The following is an 18,381-nucleotide window of genomic DNA, read 5'->3' as shown; positions in this document are numbered from 1 at the left end:
TCGCAATGCCGCGGCCTTCTCAACCGACCTATGAAAATGAAATCTTCCTCCAAGACCAAGACCACCCTCCTCCTCACGACGTCTGCGTTGGCGATCAGCGCGACCGTCGGTTTCCTCCACGCTCAAGACGACGTTGAGCGCGAACCTTTCTTTACCAACGACCGCCGTCTGCAGCGGCCGACCACCGGCGCCCCGCAGGGCAACGATTCCACGAGCCAGCAGGACTGGTCGGAGTCCGAAGCTTCCTTGATCACGGTCGATGCGGGCACGCCGCTCACCGGCACGGCCGTGCCGCCGCCGCTGACTCCCGGCCAGGCCCAAGAGGGCGTCCCCGCCATCGGCGTGAAGACCGGTGAGTGCTATGCTCAGGTGCTCGTCGAGGCCGAGATGGTGCCCGTCACCGATCGCATTCTGCTCCGCGAAGAGAGCTACGAGTTGGTCGAGATTCCGGCGCAGTTCGAAGAAGTCGAAGAACGCGTGATGGTGCAGGCGGGCTACGAAAAGCAGGAGGTGATCCCGGCCACTTACAAGACGGTGGAGGAGCGCGTGCTCAAGCATCCGGCCTACACCCGTCAAATCCCGGTCGAGCCGGTTTATGAGACCCGCACTGCCAAGGTGATGGTCAAGCCGGAGCGCGTTTACTGGACCGAAGGCGAGAATCCGCTCACCGAACTCGAAAACCCGACCAGTGAGATCATGTGTCTCGTGCGTGAGCCCGCTGAGTATGAGACCGTGACGACCCGCGTGCTGGTGCAGCCCGCGACCACTCGCGAGGAAACCGTGCCGGCCGAGTATGAGACCTATGCCCGTCGTGTCGTCGACACCCCGGCTCAGGTTAAGGTCGTGAAGATCCCGGCCGTGTATGAGACCCGCAAGGTGCGCAAGATGGTGGCCGAGGCTCGCACCGAGCGTCGCGCCATTCCCGCCGAGTATGGCGAGGTCGACCGTCTCGTGGCTCAGGGCGAAAGCCGCATCGAATGGCGCCGCGTGCTGTGCGAGACCAATGCTACTCCCGAGATCATCGCCAACATCCAGTCCGAGTTGAAGGACCGCGGCTACAAGGTGAAGGTAAACGGCGAACTCGATCGTCGCACGATGTCCGCCCTGCGTGACTTCCAGAAGGATAACAAGCTGCCCATCGCCGGCGTGAGTTATGCCTCCCTCGACGCCCTCGGCGTCGAAGCGTAATCGAACACCTTCCAGTCTCAGACTCTCCACACGAAATGCACCGTGGGTTAAGCCCACGGTGCTTTTGGGTTTATGGGGGGCGGGGGGCGTCGTAACGGTCGGAGGGCCACTCGCTCACGCTCGTAGCCACAGAGTGAATACGCGGGCGGATAGGCTGATGCGCTGGCGGAGGGGCAGGGGCGGCGGGCCCGGCGGTCCCGCCCTACCCGAAGATGGTATGCTGGTAGGGTCGGACCGCTGGGCCGACCGCGTGTGGAAGGGAGGAGGCGAGGGTTGCGACGCACAGGGGGCCACTCGCTCACGCTCGTAGCTACCGGGGCGGGGAGTCGGAGGTGCAGTGCGGAGCGGCCGACACGGCCGCTGCTACACTTTCAGCTGCGAACATTATCGCTGCTTTTCGCGGCGGAGTTCCTGGCGGAGGCCCCAGGTGGTGAGGGCGAGCAGGGCGACGTTGAAGGCGAGGGAGCCGGCGTCGATGGTGCGATCGGCACCAAAGCAACCGCAGGAGATGTCGAGTCCGCGATACCACGCGGAGGCGACAGCGAGGAGAAACAGCAGCGAGAAACCACAGGCGTTGAGCCACGCGCCACGACGGCAGACGTTGAAGAGCAACGCGGCGCCGGTGGTGAGTTCGGCCCACGGCAAGATGTGGCCGCCGACGGAAGCGAGTGCCGGGCTCACCAATTCGTAACGCTCGATCGCAGTGGTGAGCGCGGACGGATCGGACAGCTTCAGCACGCCGCTGCCCGCGAAGAGCAGACCGCTTAGCATGCGCGCGGCGGCGGCGCAGGGTGCTTCAGGGCTGGTGTCGAGGGCGGCATCCAAACTTGGCGTTTTCATGGCTTAACCGTGTCTTGCAGTGCGCTCCATCCGGAGTGGAGCACCCAGATTTTTTCCTGCTGGCCAAGCTCGCGGCGCAGGCGACGGGCGACCTGATCGCTGGCGTCACAGGACGTGGAGCTGCAGTAGACAATGATGATGCGATCAGGCGCCCAGTGGGGCAGCAGCTGCGGAAAGTGACGGTCCCATTCGGCCGGTGGCAGGTTGATCGCGCCGGCGTAGTGACCAGCCGAATACGCGGACGGCGGGCGGGCGTCGATCCAGAGGGGAGGGGTGGTCGCGTCGGCGACGAGAGCCTCGGCCTGGGCGAGTGTCAGGTGATACTCAGGCAAAGGTTCGTTGGCGTCGCGATGCAGCGCGGCGTCCGGGTGCACGAAGTAGGACAGGGCTGCCGGCGGCAGGGCCAACAGCAGCAGGCCAAGAGCTTCGGGCAGGGCACGGCGGATCATCGGACCAGAACGTAGACCGACGCGGTGGTGAGCAGGGAGCCGTCGGCGGCGTGCAGCTCGAGGGGGAGGTGCCATTCGCCGGGGTCGGAGGGTGTGGCGGGGCGGGCGGTGAGTTGGTAGGTGCGCGGGCCGGTTGCGGAGAGTTCCGCATTCAGATCGGCGGGGATGTCACCCAGGACCAGTTGAGCATCGTCATGCTCGGTCGCGGACAGGGTTACGGTGAGCGTGCGCGGGGCGGCGGTTTCGTCGGCCGACCAGAAGAGGACGCGAGGGGAAAAGGTGAACCACGGCGTGATGGAGGCGTGGAGTTGCAGGGCGACGTTTTTGACTGTCGCGGAGGTGCCGTCGCCGTAGCGGAGTTTCACCAATAGCTCGCGTTCGACTTCCCCTTCGAGTCCGCGGGTGTCGAGGGTGAGTTTAAGTTCGCCGGATTCGCCGTGGGCGTAGGTGAGGGGATGAATTGCGGCGGTGGTGCAGTCGCAGTCGACGTGCACGTCGATGATGGTGGCGGGCTGGTCACCGGCGTTGGTGAAGGCGTAGGTGGCCACGTGCTCGGTCGCGCCGACAGGGAGCTCCACGGATTGGCGGGGCTGGCTCCACTGCACCTCGGCGCAGACGAAGGCAGGAATGACCGCGAGCAGGCCGACGATGCGGAGGAGGCGTGGGAGGATGGAACCGAAGTCGAGCATGGGACGTTCGACATGGACTCGCGGTGGGAAGATCGGTTCGCGTGGACGGTGGTTTGGGGGCCGAAAAACACCCCGCCGGGTGGGCGGGGTGCGTTGGGTGGTTCAAGTTGTCGGGTGACAACCGGAAAACGGAGGGATGTGGCGGCTCAGGCTGGGGGCTCAGAGCTGCGCAGACGTGCACCGTGTTGTTTGAGCACGCGGCGCATGGCGAGGCGGCCGAACAGGGTGGCGTAGAGCAGGGGAGTGCCGGCGCCGCCTTGGCTGGCGTTGAGGTCGGCGCCGTGGGCGATCAGCAGTTCGGCGATGGGAGTGTAACCTTTGAAGGCGACGCCGCCGAGCGGAGTTTGTCCGCGGTCATTGCGGGCGTCGGCATCGGCGCCGTGCTGCAAAAGCATGCGGGTGGTCGTGACGTGACCGTTGTAGGCGGCGAGCATGAGCAGGCTGTTGCCTTTGTAATCACGCAGGTTCACCGGCATGCCGGCGGCAACGACGCGCTCGAGTTCCTCGGTCGCGCCGTTGCGGGCCAGTTCGACGGCATGCTGCTGGAGCTCGGCGTAACGCGTGAGCTCCGCTTCGGTGAAGGTGTCTGCGCCAGCCGGTGCGGTCATGGCTCAGGCGGATCCGGGGTTGCTGATGGCGGTGGCGTCGAAGTCGAGCTTGAGCGCGGCCGCCACGCCGGCGGCGTAGGTCGGGTCGGCCCGGTGAAAGTGGACGAGTTGGCGGCGGATGATCTCCTCGGGCACGCCGCCCATGGCGGCGGCAATGTTGGCGAAGAGGCGCTGCTTCTGGGCGTCATCGAAGAGCCGGAAGAGATTGCCAGCCTGGGTGTAGTCGTCGTTGCCCTCGCGGTGGTTGTAGCGATCGGCGTCGCCGGAGATGCGGAGCGGCGGTTCGGCGACGGAAGGATCTTCGGCGGGACCGTTCACGGAGTTGGGCTCGTAGTAGGCGTCGGGGTTGCCGGTGTCGTTGCGGAAGAAGCGCATGGCGCCGTCCTTGTGGTAGTGGTGGCGCGGCGACTTGGGCGCGTTGACCGGCAGGGCTTCGTAGTGCGTGCCGAGGCGGTAGCGATGGGCGTCGGCGTAGGAGAAAACGCGGGCCTGGAGCATCTTGTCCGGGGAGAAACCGATGCCGGGCACGATGTTGGACGGCGAGTAGGCGGCCATCTCGATATCGGTGAAATAGTTGTCGGCGTTGCGATTCAGCTCGAGGACGCCGACGGGGATGAGCGGGTAGTCGGCGTGGGGCCAGACTTTGGTGAGGTCGAAGGGGTTGTAGGGCGTCTTCTCCGCATCGAGTTCGGGCATGACCTGCACGAAGACGTTCCACTTGGGGAACTCGCCCTTCTCGATGGCACCGAAGAGTTCCTCCTGGTAGTTCTCGCGGGTGCGGCCGATGACCTCTTCGGCCTGGGCGTTGGTGTAGTGCTGGTGGCCCTGCTGGGTTTTGAAGTGGAACTTCACCCAGAAGCGTTCGCCCTCGTCATTCCAGAATGAATACGTGTGCGAACCGTAGCCATTCATGTGCATGGGAGAAACCGGGCAGCCGCGGTCGCTCATGAGGATGGTGACCTGGTGCAGGCTCTCCGGGGAGAGCGACCAGAAGTCCCACATGGCGGTGGGCGAGCGCAGGTTGGTGCGCGGGTGGCGTTTCTGGGTGTGGATGAAGTCGGGAAACTTGTAGGGATCGCGCACGAAGAACACCGGCGTGTTGTTGCCGACCATGTCCCAGTTGCCTTCCTCGGTGTAGAACTTGAGAGCGAAGCCGCGCACGTCGCGTTCCTGATCGGCGGCACCGAGTTCGCCGGCGACGGTGGAGAAGCGGGAGACGACCTCGGTCTGCTGGCCGATCTGGCTGAAGAGCTTGGCGCGGGTGTAGCGGGTGATGTCGTGAGTGACCGTGAAGGTGCCGAAGGCGCCCCAACCCTTGGCGTGCACGACGCGCTCAGGGATGCGCTCGCGGTTCTGGTGGGCCAGTTTCTCGATCAGCTGGTAGTCCTGCAGCAGCAGCGGGCCGCGGGGGCCGGCGGAGAGAGCGTTCTGGTTGTCGGCGATGGGATTGCCGGCGGAGGTGGTGAGGCGAGAGGTGGGAGCAGACATGGAATGAAGTTGTCCGCTGATCCTACCAAGGAATTAAAAATCGAAGAAATCGATAGAATCGTTTATCAAAATAGAGAACGTTTATGGAAATAGGGCAGCTCAGATTGTTTTTGGCAGTGGGGACGGAGGGGAATTTCACGCGGGCGGCGCAGGTGTGTCATTTGAGTCAGCCGGCGTTAAGTTACCAGATTGCCCGGTTGGAGGAGGAGCTCGGGGCGGTGCTTTTTCGGCGCAAGCCCCGGGCGGTGGAATTGACCGATGCCGGGCGCAAATTGTGGGAGAGTGCGGTGCGCATCGTGGCGGAGCAGGAGCAGGTGCTGGCGGCGTTTCGGCAGCGTGATGCTCTGGAGACGGGAGAGTTGCGACTGGGCGTCATCCCGACGGCGGCGCCCTATTTGTTGCCGACCTTGCTGGCCGGGTTTCGGGCGGAGCATCCGGGGGTGCGTTTGATGATGCGGGAGGCGCGCACCTCGGAGTTGGTGCGCGAAGTGGTGGCGGAGGAGTTGGAGTTTGCGATCGTGAGTGACGTGGATGCGGCGACGCTGAAGCGGTATTCGCTGCGACTGACGCCCCTGTTTCATGAACGCTTGTTGTTGGCGGTGCCGAAGGGGCACGCCCTGGCGGGGCGACAACGGGTGAAGGTCGACGTGGTCGCGAAGGAAGCGCTGGTGATGTTAAGTGAAGGCAACTGCCTGCGGGATCAGACGCTGCAGGTGTGTGGCCAAGTGGAGGCGGAGGGGGCGCTGGTGTGTGAGCAGTTGCCGACGCAGCTCGCGATGGTGGCGGCGGGTTTGGGGGCGGCGATCGTGCCGGAGATGGCGGTGCGGGAGAGCGTGCCGGCGGGGGTGGTGTTGGTGCGGATCACAGATCCGGCGCCCACGAGGGTGATGGGGATTTTGAAGCGACGGGGGCGAAAGCTGAGTCGGGCGGCGAGCACCTTCATCGCGCCGTTGGGGGTGGGGTGAGCGGAGGGGCGAGATGGGCGAGTCCGAGGTGGCGGGCGTAAACGGGGTGGAATTGCGTTTGCGGCCGGCGGGCGCGTGGGCTGAGTTGGCGGGCTTTAGGAATGAAGCGAGTCTTTGATTTTGTGCGGCGCGAGGCGTGGTGGTGCGGAGGTGCGGGGCTGGCCCTCGTCCTGGCTATGGCGCCGTGGTGGCATAATCGCGGGTTCCTGCGGGATTTCTTCGACTACGGTTACATGATGGTAGCGAGCTATCGGATCGGCGCGGGGGAGCGGCCGTTTGTGGATTTTGTGGCGCCGCTGCAAACGCTGACGTTCCGGATGAACACCTGGGCGGATCAGCTTTTTGGCGGCACGTTCGTGGCGTTGACGCTGGGCAACGCGGTGTTGATCACGTTGGCCTTGGTGCTCGTGGTGGCGGCGATGCGGCGGTGGTTTGCCGCGCCGGGGGCGTTGCTGCTGGGCTGGGTGATGGTGGTGGGGACGGCCGGGCAGCATACGATCATTTGGTATAACAGTCTGGGCACGCTGCTGGCGGCGGCGGTGGCGTGGGGGGCGGCGGCGGCGCCGGTGTGGCGGCGACGCGACTGGGGCTGGCATGTGGTGGTGGTGGCAGGGCTGGTATTGAGCGGGATGAACAAACTTAACTACCACGCGATCACGCTGGTGGCGGCTCTGGCGTGGCCGGTGCGGGCGGGTTTATTGGGGCGGGAACATTGGGGGCGGGTGGGTGCTACCGTGGCCGGTTGGTTGCTCGTGGGCACAGTGGTGCCGTGGTCGATCGAACTGGCGTGGACGGGGGCGACGCCGGCGCAGTGGTGGGAGAACGTGATCGGGGCGGCCTTTTCGTCGCGTGGCGGGCATTTGGCGGCGGTGTTCAGCACGGAGTTTTACCTGCGGCCTATGCACGATTATTACGGCGCTTACCTGAGGCCGGTGGGGGCGATTCTGGTGCTGTGGTTGGTGGCGGCGGTGGGCCTCGGTTGGCGAGGGCGATCGTGGTTGGATCGGGCGCTTTTGGTGGCGGCGGCCGTGTATGTCTGGGGAGCGGTGGCCGGGCTGCTGGCGACCAACTACGAGATCGCCTACGTCGCGTTGACCACGGGGATGGTGTTGCTCATCGGCATCTGGGTGGGGTTTGAGCTGCCGCGTCGGGGTTGGGGAGTGATGGTCGGGCTGTTCGCGCCGGTGATGCTCCTCGGGGTGGTGTTTTGGCAATCGGCGTGGGTGGGACAGCGGTCGCTGTTTGGCTTTGAGCGGCCCCCTCGAGCGGAGTGGCGAGAGTTGCGCGACGGGGACGGCACCTACGCCTACATGGCCGGGGTGAAGATTCCGCCGGCGTTGGCCGATAGCTTGGAGCAATTGGCGGAGCGACTGGGGCCACCGGGAGATCCGGCGACGCAGCACCGTTACTTTTTCGGATCAGGCACGGAATGGCTGCGACGTGTTTGGGAAACGGATACAATTAAGCACATTCCGATTCCGGTCGAGCCGTTGGGCTACGGGCCCAAGGAACGGCTTTTGTTGGAAGAGGCGTTCTCCTATCCGCCGCGGTTTGATTTTGTGGTGGGGATGGACAACTGGACGGATTGGCCGGGGGACATCGATGAGTTTATCGATGACCGCGGTATCGCTTCGACCTTGGGCAAGTTCACGGTGTGGGATCTGCGGGGAAACAAGCAGGAGACGTGGTTGCCACCGCGGGATGATGCAATCCAAGTGGTGAATCGGTATGGGTCCAACATGGATGGGCGCCTGGTGGAGCTGGACGGCAATGTTCAGTTTTTGCAGCCGATCGAAGCCGGAAAGCCGTTGCTGGGGGTCGTGCGTGGGTTCGGCAGTTTTCTTTTTCGCGGCGAGGCTCATGTCATGGAAGGGGAGTATGCCTTGCGGCGTTTGGAGGGCACGGATCCGAATCTGGAATTAAGCGCGACTTACAGTGTGGAGGTGATCGACCCGATGACGCGGATGGGGGTGGGCAAGGCCTGGGAGGGGGAACTGATTTTGCCGCCGGGGGAGGTGTTTGTGAGCGCGAAGCAGGCGGTGCAGGTCGCGGGCCGGGGGGCGCGATTTGAAGTGACGGTGGCGGATGCGTCCGATGGCGCAGTTGCGGCAGGATGGTTCTTGCCGCGGGTGCAACACAGTGCGGGCGTCTCCCCGCAGTCCCCGCAGTTGCGCTCGCCCGTTTTACCGGAGACTTCCGGTGGTGAGGCAGGTTGGGCGGAGGCGTTGTTCCCGCCCGAATTGGCCAAGGATGTGACGGTGGTGGTCCGCGGTGGGCAGGCCCTCGATGGCGGCCTGGCGCTTGAGCGCGGCGGTGAGTTGTGGTTCCGGTCTGCCAAAGAGATCGCAGAGTGGTGGATGTCGTTTCGGGCCTTGCCGACTGAGGTCGGAGGCGGAGATCCAGTGCTTCGGGTGGTGTGGTATGAGGCCGGACGGATCGAGATCTTGACCCAGTTGGTGGTGGAAAAGGGGGACAGCGCGCAGCGTTTCCGCGCCTGGTCACCCGAGAACGAAGGGTGGTTTGGCGTTTTGGTTGATCGAGACGCGATCAAGCCCGGGGTCTGGCTGCAGTTGGAGTCGTTCGAAGCCCCCTAGGGAAGGTCCGGGGAAAGCTGAGGCAGAGGGGCGGCGGTAGCTCTGCGCTTTTGCGTTTACCGCGAGCGGTAGGGCGGGTTGCTTTGCTCGTTTCGATGTCATCCCTGTCCTCCTTCTTCAAACGCCATGGGCTGACCCTCGCGGGCGGTTTGGTTATGTTGGTGGTGGTATTGGCGCCGTGGTGGCGCAATCACGGGCTACTGCGGGACTTTTTCGACTACGGCTTGATGATGGTGGCGAGCGGGCGCATGGCCGAAGGAGGGCGACCTTTTGTCGATTTCCTGACACCGTTGCCGAGTCTGTCGTATTTTCTGAATGCTTGGGTCGAGCACTGGCTGGGAGGAACCTACCAAGCGATGACCTTGGGAAACGCTGGGTTGATGGTGGTGGTAAGCGTGGGGTTGGGAGCGTTGTTGCGGCGTTGGTTTCCCGGGTGGGCGGCTTGGTCCGTGGCGACAACGCTGGTGGTGGGGTCGTTCGCCCAGCATGCAATCATTTGGTATAACACCCTGGGGGTCGTGTTGCTGGCGTTGATTGCTTGGCCGGCAGCTGTGGCTCCGGTGCTCAGTCGGGAACGGTGGGGGATGAATCTGATTGTGGCGGTAGCGCTGGTATTGAGCGGTTTGAACAAGCTGAACTACCATGCGATCGGCCTCGTGATTGCGTGGGCTTGGCCATTGCGGGCGGCCTTGGTCGGTCGGGAAAGCTGGAGGCGGGCGCTTAGCACGGTCTTAGTTTGGGGTCTGTTTGGCACATTGGTGCCGGTGGTCTTGGAGTTGATGGTAAACGGGGCGTCTTGGGAGATGTGGCGCTATAATCTGATCGAGGTCACTGTCCGCCAGCGGGGCGGCAATCTGTGGGCCCTGCTCACCCTGCGGTTCTACTTCGAACCGATGCACGATTATTACGATGCTTGGCTCCGGCCGTTGGGGGCGATTTTGGTGGGCTGGTTGGTGGTAGTCACGGGGCTGGCGTGGCGAGGACGCAGTGGGTTGGACCGGTTATTGTTGCTGGGAGCCGGCGCGTTGGTGGTGGGTGGCACGGGTGGACTGATGGCAACAAATCATGAGATCGGCTATGTAGCGATGGCTGCAGGCATGGTGTTGTTGGTGGGGCTTTGGATCGGATTTGATTTGAAGCGTGATGGTTGGTCAGCGGGCCTCGGTTTGATCCTGCCGACGTTGTTGTTGGGGATGGTGTTTTGGCACTCGGCTTGGCTCGGCCAGCGCACGTTATTTGGGTTTAGCCAATCACCGCGGGAGACGTATCGGGAATTATCCGTTGAGGGGGGCGCGTTTGATTATCTCAAGGGCACGCGGATACCGCCGGAGATGGCGAGCGATCTGGAGTCTTTGGCCGAGCGCTTGGGGCCCGTGGAGCCGGGCAAGGTGTATCCGTATTTTTTTGGCGGGGGCGTCGAGTGGTTGCAGCGAATTTGGCGGACGGACGTGATGTCAGGTTTGCCGATCCTGATTGCCCCTTTGGGCTACGGTCCGCCGGAGCTGCAAGTGTTGGGGGAAGCGTTGTCCTATCCGTCGCGGTTTGAAGCGATCGTTACGATGGATTCGTGGATGGAATTACCCGGCGATTTGGATGATTACATCCGGTTGGTTTCGACGCGGGAGCGGAGCGGGCAATACACAATATGGCGTTTGCACCAGTCGGAGGTTCGGGAGGGACTGGCACCGCGTGAGGATGCGGTGCAGGTGCTCAATACCTACGGCGGTAATCTTGACGGACGCTTGATTACGGTGGAAGCGCGAGTGCAGACCTTGAAGACGCACGAAGGTCGGTCGGCGCTGGGGTTGGTGAATGGCGTGGGAGGTTTTGTATTCGAAGCTCCGACGCATCAATTGAAGGTGAAGCCGTTCCTACGCCGATTGCCTGATGCGGATGAGAGCGTTGAACCCAAAGCACGGTTTACGGTGCAGGCGTTGGATGCGAAGACCGGAGCGCTACAAGGAGATGTTTGGACGCACACATTGGTGCTACCGGCGGGGGAAAAAGTCGTCGAGGTTGAGCAGCAGGTCGCAATGGGAGGACGTGCGACGCGGTTCTTAATTGAAGTTGATGATGAGGCGGCTGGTTTGGCCGCGGCGGGATGGTTCCTACCGAAGATTCTGCAAGCCGCGGAACGCTCGGAAGAGCCGCCCCGATTGCGGGCGGCCGCTCCGATGGAGGAAGACGGTGAAGAGCGCAGTTGGCGCGAGCGGACGTTTCCGGCTGACTGGGTGGACGACGTCGAATTGGTGGTGCGCGGTGGCACCTTGACTGACGATGGCATCCTGATTTCGCGGGGCGGGGAATTGTGGTTCCGCGGTCTGCGGCGAATCGAAGCATGGGATAGCCGGATCCGAGCGCACCCGGACAATGTGCCGGGCCACCAGCCCGTTTACCGACTGATCTGGTATGAAGGGGGGCGAATGGAAATGCTCTCGCAGGCGGGGGTGCCAATCGGTTCGGAGGACGTGGGCTTGCGGGGCTGGGGTTCCGAGCTGGACGGATGGTTTGGACTGCTAGTTGACCCAGGTGAAGGGCGCCCGGGACTCATTTTTAGGATCGAGTCGATCAAGGCGCGCTGAGCGACACCCCTAGAGGGCGGCTTGGACGGCTTGGCGCATGGCGTCCACGGGGACGGGGGTGTCCGTCCAAATCTCGAGGGCGCGGGCTCCTTGATGGATGAGCATGGAGAGGCCGTTGGCGTGGGGGAGGCCGCGCTCGCGGGCTTGCGCGAGCAAGGCGCTTTCGGCCGGGTTGTAGATCATGTCGTAGACGCCGGCCGGAGTGGGCAGCGCGGCGAGATCGATCGGCAAGGGATCCTCGGGATGGAGGCCGGCGCTGGTGGCGTTGATGAGCAAGGCGCCGACGGGCAGGTCGGCGGGAGGCTCGGCCGGGGCGAAGCCGTGGAGCGGGATGTCGCCGGCAAGCGGCGCGAGCGCGGTCAGCAGGGCGTCGCGGTTGGCGGCGGTGCGGTTGGCGATGTGGAGCGAGGCGCAGCCGCGCGCGAGGCATTCCACGGCGGCACCGCGGGCGGCGCCGCCGGCGCCGAGCAGGATGACGGGTGTGCCGGAAATTTGGATACCGAGGGTTTCGGTCACGGCGGTGGCGAGGCCGTAACCGTCGGTGTTGAAGCCGTGCCAACCGTTGGTCGTGCGGCGCAGGGTGTTGACGGCGCCGATGGGGCGGGCGCTGGGGTCGACGTGGGCGATGGTGTCGCAGGCCAGCACCTTGTGCGGCACGGTGAGGTTCAGGCCATGGAAACCGGCGGCATGCAGGCGGTTGAGGGCGAGCGGCAGGTCGGCGGGCGGCACGTCGAAACGGAAGTAGCGCCAGTCGCCGTAGGTGGGGTGGTCCTGCGCCATGACCGCGAGGGCGGCGTTATGCATGGGAGGACTGATGGAGTGTTTGATCGGATGCCCCAGCACGGCGAGGGCGGTGCCGCGGTGGGACCAGGTATCGAGATCGGCGAGAGTGTAGACGGGCTCCATCGAGGGCGGAGTGCGGTCGGCGCGGCGCCGAATGTCAAACCTGGGTGTGCCGGGTGGATTGCCGAGGCTGGAAGCCTCGGCCACTTACAGCATGTTCTTCGTGTAGGTCGTCTCGAAGTCGGTGACGAAGCTGTCGAAGAGGGCGGATTGTTCGGGGTCGCCTTTGGCCTCGAAGTGATTGGCGAGGTTGCGGCAGCTGCGGCAGAGGACTTCGCGCACGGGCGTGGGGGCGAGATCGGCCAGGGTGGGGGCCATGTCGTGGGCGCGCAGGAAAACAAAAATCTCCTCGGGCGTGCGGAAGACGCCGCGGTCGAAGGCGTCGATGAAGAACGGGGCGCCGTCGCTGAAGCACGCGATCATGAAGTGGCCGGGCAGGCCGACGGGTTCGAGGGCGAGGCCGAGGCGGCCGGCGACGAGCAGGTAGAGCGTGCAGAGCGAAATGGGAATGCCGCGCCGACGGGCGATGACTTGGTCGAGGAAGCTGTTGTCCGGGTCGGTGTAGTGCTCGACGTTACCGCGGTATTCGAGTTCGTGATACAGCACGCGATTGATGACGCGGCACTTTTCGCGGGTAGAGGAGGGTTCGACGATGAGCTCGCGGCAGCGGTCGGCGATGCGGTCGAGTTCGGCGCAGCATTCGCCGACATCGAGGCGCGGGCGGACGGTGCGGGCGAGCAGGAGGGCGCCGGTTTCGAGCTCATAGTTGAGCGAGCGGATGAACTCGCGGAATTCGGCGACCGGGTCAGTGAAGTTCAGCTCCTCAAGGTAGGAACGGGCGTGCCAGGCGAGGTGGCGGTTGGAGCCGTCGGCGATCTCGCGCAGGAAGTCACGCGCGGTGGTGCCGAGGTCGCCGAAGCGGTGGGTGAGGCCGCGGCGCACGGCAGGACTCGGATCGTCGAGCAGCTCACGCAGGGCGGTCTTTTCCGTGGGACTGAGAGTCAAGGTCGGGGAGGCCACGGGCCCTCAGACAATCGCGCGGCCGGGTTGTGGCAAGAAAATGGGAAATCCCGGGAGGCGGAGGCGTCAGCGTTGGCCAAAAAGAGCGGTGCCGACGCGCACTTGGGTGGAGCCGGCGGCGATGGCGGGAACGAGGTCGCCGCTCATGCCCATGGAAAGGGTGGGCAGGGCGACGCTGAACTGCGCGGCGAGGTCGTCGCGGAGTTGGCGCAGGTTGGCAAAGGTGCGCTCGGCGACGGCGGGGTCGTCGGAGAGCGGGGCGATGGTCATGAGGCCGTCGACGCGCAGGTGAGTGCAGTTGAGGGCGGTTTCGAGCAGGGCGGGGGCGTCTTCCAGTTCGGCGCCAAATTTGGCGGGGTCGCGGCCGGCGTTGATTTGGAGGAGCACGGCGAGGGAGCGGTCGAGTTCGCCGGCGGCGCGGTCGAGGCGCTGGAGGAGTTTGGGCGAATCGACGCTTTGCACGCGGTCGAAGTGGGTGGCGGCGAGCTTGGCTTTGTTGGACTGCAGGTGGCCGATCAGTTCCCAGCGAGGGGGCGTGACGTCGGCGGGGAGCTCGACGTGGGGCATTTTGTCGATGGCTTCCTGCACGCGGTTTTCGCCGACTCCGCGCAGGCCGAAGCGGGCGGCGTAGGCGGGGGCCCAGGCATCGTGGGTTTTGGTGACGGCGAGCAGCTCGACCTCGGCGGGGTCGCGGCCTGCCTCGCGGCAAGCGGTCGCGATTTCGGCGAGAACGGTCTCGGCCCGGCTCACAAAGGTCTCAAAAGTTGGGATCATACAGTCCTATTAATGGGTTGCGCAGCGATAAGCGCGCTTTATAGATGGGCTAAATCTTTCGCTACCGATGCAAATTGAGAACTTCAAGGTCTTCGCGGATCTGGTCGAAACGAAGAGTTTTTCGAAATCCGCCAAAATCAACGGCATTACGCAGTCGGCGGTGAGCCAGCAGGCGCGGGCCATGGAAAAGCACTTCAAAACGCTGCTGATTGACCGCAGCCAGAAGCAATTCCAGCTCACCCGGGAAGGCCAGGCGGTGTATGACACCTCGAAGGAGTTGTTGCATGGCTACGATAAGCTGCTCTCCGAGCTGCAGGAGATGAAGAAGGTCATTAGCGGGACGATCCGGATCGCGACCATCTACTCGATCGGCCTGCACGAGCTGCCGCCCTACATTAAGCGGTTCCTGCACGACTTCCCGTCGGTGAATGTGCGGGTGGAATACCGCCGGTCTAATCTGGTGTATGAGGACATCCTGCACAATTCGGTCGATTTTGGTCTGGTGGCATTTCCGCTGAAGCATCGTCAGATCGAGGCGGTGCCGTTCCGCGACGATCATCTGGTGTTGATCACGCACCCGGATCATCCGTTGGCCAAGCGGGGGGACACGGTGGACCTCAACGAGCTTTCCGGCCTGAAGTTCATTGGGTTCGACCCGGACATCCCGACGCGTAAGGCGGTCGATCAGATCTTCCGCGACAACAAGATCGAGATGGAGCCGGTGATGGAGTTCGACAACATCGAGACGGTGAAGCGCGCGGTCGAAATCGACCATGGCGTGGCAATCGTGCCGCAGGCCACGGTGTTGCGTGAGGCGCAGCAAGGCTCGCTCAAGATTCTCCACTTCAACGGCAAGGACTTCACTCGACCGCTGGCGATCCTGCATCGCAAAGGTCGGGTGCTCACGCCGGCGATGCGCAAGTTCATCGACACGCTGGGGATGGACCTGCGGGACCAGAAGAAGAGCGAATAAGCGGCTGCGTTATTAGTGGGCTCTGGCCCTGCCCAGAGGGTGTTGGCTCCGGGGCGTTGTTTTTCGGGCATAAACCGACAGGTTGGTGCCTCTACCCCTCGAGCGCATGCCGTCCTTTATCGCCATCACCTATTTTCTGACCCTCACGGGGTTGGCTCTCTACGGAGCGCACCGACTGAAGATGTTGGTGCTGTATTGGCGGGCGGCGTCGCGACCGGAGCCGGTGCCGCCGCCGCTGCGCTGGCATCCGAAAGTCTGCGTGCAGCTGCCGGTTTACAACGAGCCGCTGGTGGTGGAGGCGCTATTGGATCACGTCGCGGCGCTGCGTTGGCCCGACGAGGCGTGGGAGATTCAGGTGTTGGACGATTCCACCGACGAGACGACGGCGATCATCGAGGGGTGGTTGGCGGCGCATCCGCAGGCCGCGCGGCGGGTGAGCCACGTGCGGCGAGCGCGGCGGGAGGGTTACAAGGCGGGTGCCTTGCGCGAGGGCATGGCGCGCACGGACGCGGATTTTTTTGCGATCTTCGACGCCGATTTCCGGCCGCAGCCGGATTTCCTGGAGCGGATGATGCCGCACTTCGCGGCGGCGGAGGTGGGCGTGGTGCAGGCGCGCTGGGAGTTTGCGAATCGGAAACGCACGCTGCTGACGCGGTTTCAGGCGGTGTTTTTGGACGCCCATTTTGTGGTGGAGCAGACGGCGCGGGCGGCGAGTGGGCTGTTTTTTAACTTCAATGGCACGGCCGGCATCTGGCGGCGCACGGCCTTGGAGGACGCCGGCGGCTGGACGAGTGACACGGTGACGGAGGACCTCGACGCGAGCTACCGGGCGCAGTTGCGCGGCTGGCGGCTGGTTTACCTGCATCGCTATGCGGTGCCGTCGGAGCTGCCGGAGAATCTGATCGCCTTCAAATCCCAGCAGCGCCGTTGGACCAAGGGCGGGGTGCAGGTGGCGCGGAAGCTGTTGGGCACGGTGCTGACGGCGTCGCTGCCGGCGCGGATCAAGCGAGAAGCCTGGTGGCATCTCACGATCGGCGTGGTGCATCCGCTGCTGGTGACGTTTTCGCTGCTGTTTGTGCCTTACCTGTGGTTTGCGGCCGATCAGCTCGGCACCTGGTGGTATCTGGCGAATCCCGCGATCGTGCTGCTGGCGGGTGGCGCTCCGGTGGCGTTTTACGTGGCCGGGCAATTTCTCCAGCGGCGGGAGTGGCGTGAAGGGTTGATGTGGTTGGCGGTGTCGCCGTTGCTGTTGTCGTTCGGTCTGGCGCTGAGTGTGACGCTGTGTGTGGCCTTTTTTGAGGGGCTGCTGTCCAACGGTGGCGAATTTGTGCGCACGCCCAAGGGCGGACGGCGGGTGCGGGCGGGCGGTTTGTTGGCGCGGATGCGCAGCCGGACCTTTTTTGCGGCGATCACCTGCGCGGAAATGCTCCTCGGGGCGGTGCTGCTGGGCGGGGCGGTTTATTTTGGCCTGCGCGGCCACGGTGAATTGGCGGCGGCGCTCACTTTGAAAGGCGGCGGCTTCTGGGCGGTGGCTTGGTTGTCGTCGAATGACCTGTGGCCGAGCTTTTGGCTGAAACCTGCGGAGCCCACCGGGGTCATGAATGCCGGCACCTGATTTGCGCGCGGCGACAGGACCCTTTAGCTCCCGAAATCCACTTTTTATGATGAAAAAATATGCTCTCGTTCTCACCCTCGGTTTGAGTCTCACGCTGGTCGCAGCCTGCAGCGGCGATGGCGGCACAACGGAATCGGCTTCTGCGGCGACGGCCGATGTGGCGGCCCTGCCGGATCTGGGGACGGCGCCGTCCTGGACGTTGGCGAAGCTCGATGGAACGAAGCTGAGTTCGGCTGACCTGAAGGGCAAAGTGGTGGTGGTCGATTTTTGGGCCACGTGGTGCCCGCCGTGTCGCGAAGAGATTCCCGGCTACGTGGAGATGCAGCGTGAGCTGGAGGCGCAGGGCGTGGTGATCGTCGGCGTGTCGCTCGACCGGGCCGGGGTGCCGGTGGTGCAGAAATTTGCTCAGGACTATGAGATCAACTACCCAATCGTGATGGGAGATCAGGATCTGACGGAGACGTTTGGCGGCATCGAAGCGATTCCGACCACGTTCCTGATCGATCGGGACGGTAAGATCCGGCACCGCAAGGTGGGCTCGATGAGCCGCGAAGATTACGAGCCGCTGGTGCGTTCGCTGTTGTAAGCGGAGAGCGCGCTGGAGGAGGGGCGGAGTAGTGGGCACGTCGGGGCGAAAGCTCCGGCGTTTTTGTTGGGTCGGAAAACCTTGGTATCCGGATACGAGAAGGGCCCGCCGAAAACCCCTTAACGGCGGGCCCATTGTTTTCTCGTTGGTTCTAAGAACCAACATCCATGTAACCCCAATAACCGGCAGTGCCGGATTGCGGATTATGTTTATGCATCGCCCGTGCCAACCTGCAGATGGCTCTTCGAAATTATTTCAAAATTAAGCGGCTGAAGGGAAAATCGATTGCTCCGGGTCAGCGAGAGTGCGGACTTGATCCATCTTGAGCGAATCGGTGAGCATTTTTGAAGATGAGCTGCTTTTAGTGGTCACAAAACCACCGGGAGTGGCCGTGGCTCCGGGCAAAGGGGTGCCGCGCGGGGCACCTACGGTATTGGAGCGCTGGCAGGCTGAGGCCGGACGGCAGGGCGGAGAGTCGCTGCTGAATGCCCACCGCATCGATGTGGAGGTGAGTGGGGTGCTGATTTTGACCAAAACCAAGGCCGCGCTCGATTTTGTGAGTGGGGAATTCCAGAGCAAAATGGCGCAGCGGGTAATGGAGGGGTTTGTGGTGGTGGCGCGGGAGGAGGAATTGGCGCAGACGGTGGCGATTGCGCCAGTGCGGGGAGCGGATGGCAGCCTGCCGGATCGATTTGAGGTGGGGTATGGGCTGGGGCCGGACCTGGAGGTGCCGGGGCGGATGCACGTGTATCGCAAGCGGGGAGGGCGGCCGGCGCGCACGGTGGTGCGGGTGTTGGAGAGATTTGGCGGTGGGCGCTGGTGCTGGATCGAAGCCGAGCCGGAGACGAGTCGGGATCAGCAGGTGCAGGCGCACCTCGCGGCGGTGGGCGCGCCGGTGGTCGGGGATGCGGCGCACGGGCTGCCGGAAGCGCGGCTGCTGTTGTCGCAGTTTAAGCGTGGTTACAAGGGACGGGCGGACGAGCGGCCGATGGTGGATGGGTTGGCGCTGCACCTGGCGCGGATTACCTTGCGACACCCGGCGACGAGGGAGCAGGTGACGTTTGCGGCGCCGCGGCCCAAGGGCTTTGAGATCGCGTTGAAGAATCTGCGCAAGTTTGTGCGGTGAAGGGGAGTCGGGCTTTACGCCTGGCGAGTCTGTTCAGAGGA

The 18,381-nt window shown here is 64.0% G+C and carries 16 protein-coding genes; 8 read left to right on the top strand and 8 right to left on the bottom strand.

What is annotated here, in order from left to right; translation table 11 throughout:
• Nucleotides 1-36 precede the first annotated feature (36 nt).
• Complete coding sequence (locus K1X11_RS10500) at nucleotides 37-1,188, top strand: peptidoglycan-binding domain-containing protein (protein ID WP_221032293.1); 1,152 nt, start codon at nucleotides 37-39, stop codon at nucleotides 1,186-1,188.
• 384 nt (nucleotides 1,189-1,572) lie between these two features.
• Here the strand turns inward: K1X11_RS10500 and K1X11_RS10495 are convergent, their stop codons facing one another.
• The 5 genes from K1X11_RS10495 to K1X11_RS10475 all read right to left on the bottom strand — a co-directional run bounded on the left by K1X11_RS10495 (nucleotide 1,573) and on the right by K1X11_RS10475 (nucleotide 5,262).
• The gene (locus K1X11_RS10495; RefSeq protein WP_221032292.1) at nucleotides 1,573-2,028 is read right to left on the bottom strand and encodes a MauE/DoxX family redox-associated membrane protein; all 456 of its coding nucleotides are present in this window, start codon (nucleotides 2,026-2,028) and stop codon (nucleotides 1,573-1,575) included.
• A complete protein-coding gene (locus K1X11_RS10490) occupies nucleotides 2,025-2,477 on the bottom strand; it encodes a rhodanese-like domain-containing protein (RefSeq protein ID WP_221032291.1) in 453 nt (150 codons plus the stop codon). The genes K1X11_RS10495 and K1X11_RS10490 overlap by 4 nt, the downstream gene beginning before the upstream one ends.
• Nucleotides 2,474-3,166: a DUF1573 domain-containing protein gene (locus K1X11_RS10485; RefSeq protein WP_221032290.1), complete on the bottom strand. Its 693-nt coding sequence runs from the start codon at nucleotides 3,164-3,166 to the stop codon at nucleotides 2,474-2,476. Before K1X11_RS10485 ends, K1X11_RS10490 begins: the two co-directional genes overlap by 4 nt.
• Before the next feature lie 146 nt (nucleotides 3,167-3,312).
• A complete protein-coding gene (locus K1X11_RS10480; RefSeq protein WP_221032289.1) occupies nucleotides 3,313-3,774 on the bottom strand; it encodes an ankyrin repeat domain-containing protein in 462 nt (153 codons plus the stop codon).
• Between the two features lie 3 nt (nucleotides 3,775-3,777).
• Nucleotides 3,778-5,262, bottom strand: a complete 1,485-nt coding sequence (locus tag K1X11_RS10475; RefSeq protein WP_221032288.1) for a catalase — start codon at nucleotides 5,260-5,262, stop codon at nucleotides 3,778-3,780.
• Nucleotides 5,263-5,345: 83 nt separating this feature from the next.
• On the opposite strand from K1X11_RS10475, the gene K1X11_RS10470 reads away from it, so the two are divergent.
• The 3 genes from K1X11_RS10470 (at nucleotide 5,346) to K1X11_RS10460 (ending at nucleotide 11,403) form a co-directional block, all read left to right on the top strand.
• A complete protein-coding gene (locus K1X11_RS10470; RefSeq protein ID WP_225919606.1) occupies nucleotides 5,346-6,227 on the top strand; it encodes a LysR family transcriptional regulator in 882 nt (293 codons plus the stop codon).
• A gap of 101 nt (nucleotides 6,228-6,328) precedes the next feature.
• Nucleotides 6,329-8,821, top strand: a complete 2,493-nt coding sequence (locus K1X11_RS10465; protein ID WP_221032286.1) for a hypothetical protein — start codon at nucleotides 6,329-6,331, stop codon at nucleotides 8,819-8,821.
• Nucleotides 8,822-8,916: 95 nt separating this feature from the next.
• On the top strand, nucleotides 8,917-11,403 hold the full coding sequence (locus K1X11_RS10460) for a hypothetical protein (RefSeq protein WP_221032285.1): 2,487 nt from the start codon (nucleotides 8,917-8,919) through the stop codon (nucleotides 11,401-11,403).
• Between the two features lie 9 nt (nucleotides 11,404-11,412).
• On the opposite strand, the gene aroE is transcribed toward K1X11_RS10460, so the two are convergent.
• From aroE to K1X11_RS10445, 3 genes are all read right to left on the bottom strand, one after another.
• Nucleotides 11,413-12,309, bottom strand: coding sequence for a shikimate dehydrogenase (gene aroE / locus K1X11_RS10455; RefSeq protein WP_221032284.1), 897 nt, complete (start codon nucleotides 12,307-12,309; stop codon nucleotides 11,413-11,415).
• Nucleotides 12,310-12,393: 84 nt separating this feature from the next.
• Entirely contained in the window at nucleotides 12,394-13,251 is an 858-nt protein-coding gene (locus K1X11_RS10450) for a transglutaminase-like domain-containing protein (protein ID WP_221032283.1), read from the bottom strand.
• An 81-nt stretch (nucleotides 13,252-13,332) separates the two neighbouring features.
• Complete coding sequence (locus K1X11_RS10445) at nucleotides 13,333-14,040, bottom strand: YggS family pyridoxal phosphate-dependent enzyme (RefSeq protein ID WP_221032282.1); 708 nt, start codon at nucleotides 14,038-14,040, stop codon at nucleotides 13,333-13,335.
• A gap of 67 nt (nucleotides 14,041-14,107) precedes the next feature.
• Between K1X11_RS10445 and K1X11_RS10440 the strand changes: the two genes are divergently transcribed.
• The 4 genes from K1X11_RS10440 to K1X11_RS10425 all read left to right on the top strand — a co-directional run bounded on the left by K1X11_RS10440 (nucleotide 14,108) and on the right by K1X11_RS10425 (nucleotide 18,340).
• Nucleotides 14,108-15,013 (top strand): LysR family transcriptional regulator, encoded by a 906-nt coding sequence (locus K1X11_RS10440; protein WP_221032281.1) that lies wholly within the window; start codon nucleotides 14,108-14,110, stop codon nucleotides 15,011-15,013.
• Between the two features lie 106 nt (nucleotides 15,014-15,119).
• Nucleotides 15,120-16,628, top strand: coding sequence for a glycosyltransferase family 2 protein (locus K1X11_RS10435; RefSeq protein WP_221032280.1), 1,509 nt, complete (start codon nucleotides 15,120-15,122; stop codon nucleotides 16,626-16,628).
• 49 nt (nucleotides 16,629-16,677) lie between these two features.
• Nucleotides 16,678-17,214: a TlpA family protein disulfide reductase gene (locus K1X11_RS10430; RefSeq protein ID WP_221032279.1), complete on the top strand. Its 537-nt coding sequence runs from the start codon at nucleotides 16,678-16,680 to the stop codon at nucleotides 17,212-17,214.
• Nucleotides 17,215-17,548: 334 nt separating this feature from the next.
• Nucleotides 17,549-18,340, top strand: a complete 792-nt coding sequence (locus K1X11_RS10425; RefSeq protein WP_324726168.1) for an RluA family pseudouridine synthase — start codon at nucleotides 17,549-17,551, stop codon at nucleotides 18,338-18,340.
• The last annotated feature ends 41 nt before the right edge of the window (nucleotides 18,341-18,381 follow it).

The organism is Actomonas aquatica (assembly GCF_019679435.2).
Classification (GTDB): Bacteria; Verrucomicrobiota; Verrucomicrobiia; order Opitutales; family Opitutaceae; genus Actomonas; species Actomonas aquatica.
This window is presented reverse-complemented; position numbering and strand designations above follow the sequence as displayed.

Bases quoted from the DNA above. Each gene is read 5' to 3' on its own strand.
- K1X11_RS10430 (WP_221032279.1), top strand. From the start codon at position 16,678: ATGAAAAAATATGCTCTCGTTCTCACCCTCGGTTTGAGTCTCACGCTG.
- K1X11_RS10470 (WP_225919606.1), top strand. From the start codon at position 5,346: ATGGAAATAGGGCAGCTCAGATTGTTTTTGGCAGTGGGGACGGAGGGG.
- K1X11_RS10495 (WP_221032292.1), bottom strand. From the start codon at position 2,028: ATGAAAACGCCAAGTTTGGATGCCGCCCTCGACACCAGCCCTGAAGCA.
- K1X11_RS10490 (WP_221032291.1), bottom strand. From the start codon at position 2,477: ATGATCCGCCGTGCCCTGCCCGAAGCTCTTGGCCTGCTGCTGTTGGCC.
- K1X11_RS10480 (WP_221032289.1), bottom strand. From the start codon at position 3,774: ATGACCGCACCGGCTGGCGCAGACACCTTCACCGAAGCGGAGCTCACG.
- K1X11_RS10500 (WP_221032293.1), top strand. From the start codon at position 37: ATGAAATCTTCCTCCAAGACCAAGACCACCCTCCTCCTCACGACGTCT.
- K1X11_RS10485 (WP_221032290.1), bottom strand. From the start codon at position 3,166: ATGCTCGACTTCGGTTCCATCCTCCCACGCCTCCTCCGCATCGTCGGC.
- K1X11_RS10435 (WP_221032280.1), top strand. From the start codon at position 15,120: ATGCCGTCCTTTATCGCCATCACCTATTTTCTGACCCTCACGGGGTTG.
- K1X11_RS10460 (WP_221032285.1), top strand. From the start codon at position 8,917: ATGTCATCCCTGTCCTCCTTCTTCAAACGCCATGGGCTGACCCTCGCG.
- K1X11_RS10465 (WP_221032286.1), top strand. From the start codon at position 6,329: ATGAAGCGAGTCTTTGATTTTGTGCGGCGCGAGGCGTGGTGGTGCGGA.
- K1X11_RS10445 (WP_221032282.1), bottom strand. From the start codon at position 14,040: ATGATCCCAACTTTTGAGACCTTTGTGAGCCGGGCCGAGACCGTTCTC.
- K1X11_RS10440 (WP_221032281.1), top strand. From the start codon at position 14,108: ATGCAAATTGAGAACTTCAAGGTCTTCGCGGATCTGGTCGAAACGAAG.
- aroE (WP_221032284.1), bottom strand. From the start codon at position 12,309: ATGGAGCCCGTCTACACTCTCGCCGATCTCGATACCTGGTCCCACCGC.
- K1X11_RS10475 (WP_221032288.1), bottom strand. From the start codon at position 5,262: ATGTCTGCTCCCACCTCTCGCCTCACCACCTCCGCCGGCAATCCCATC.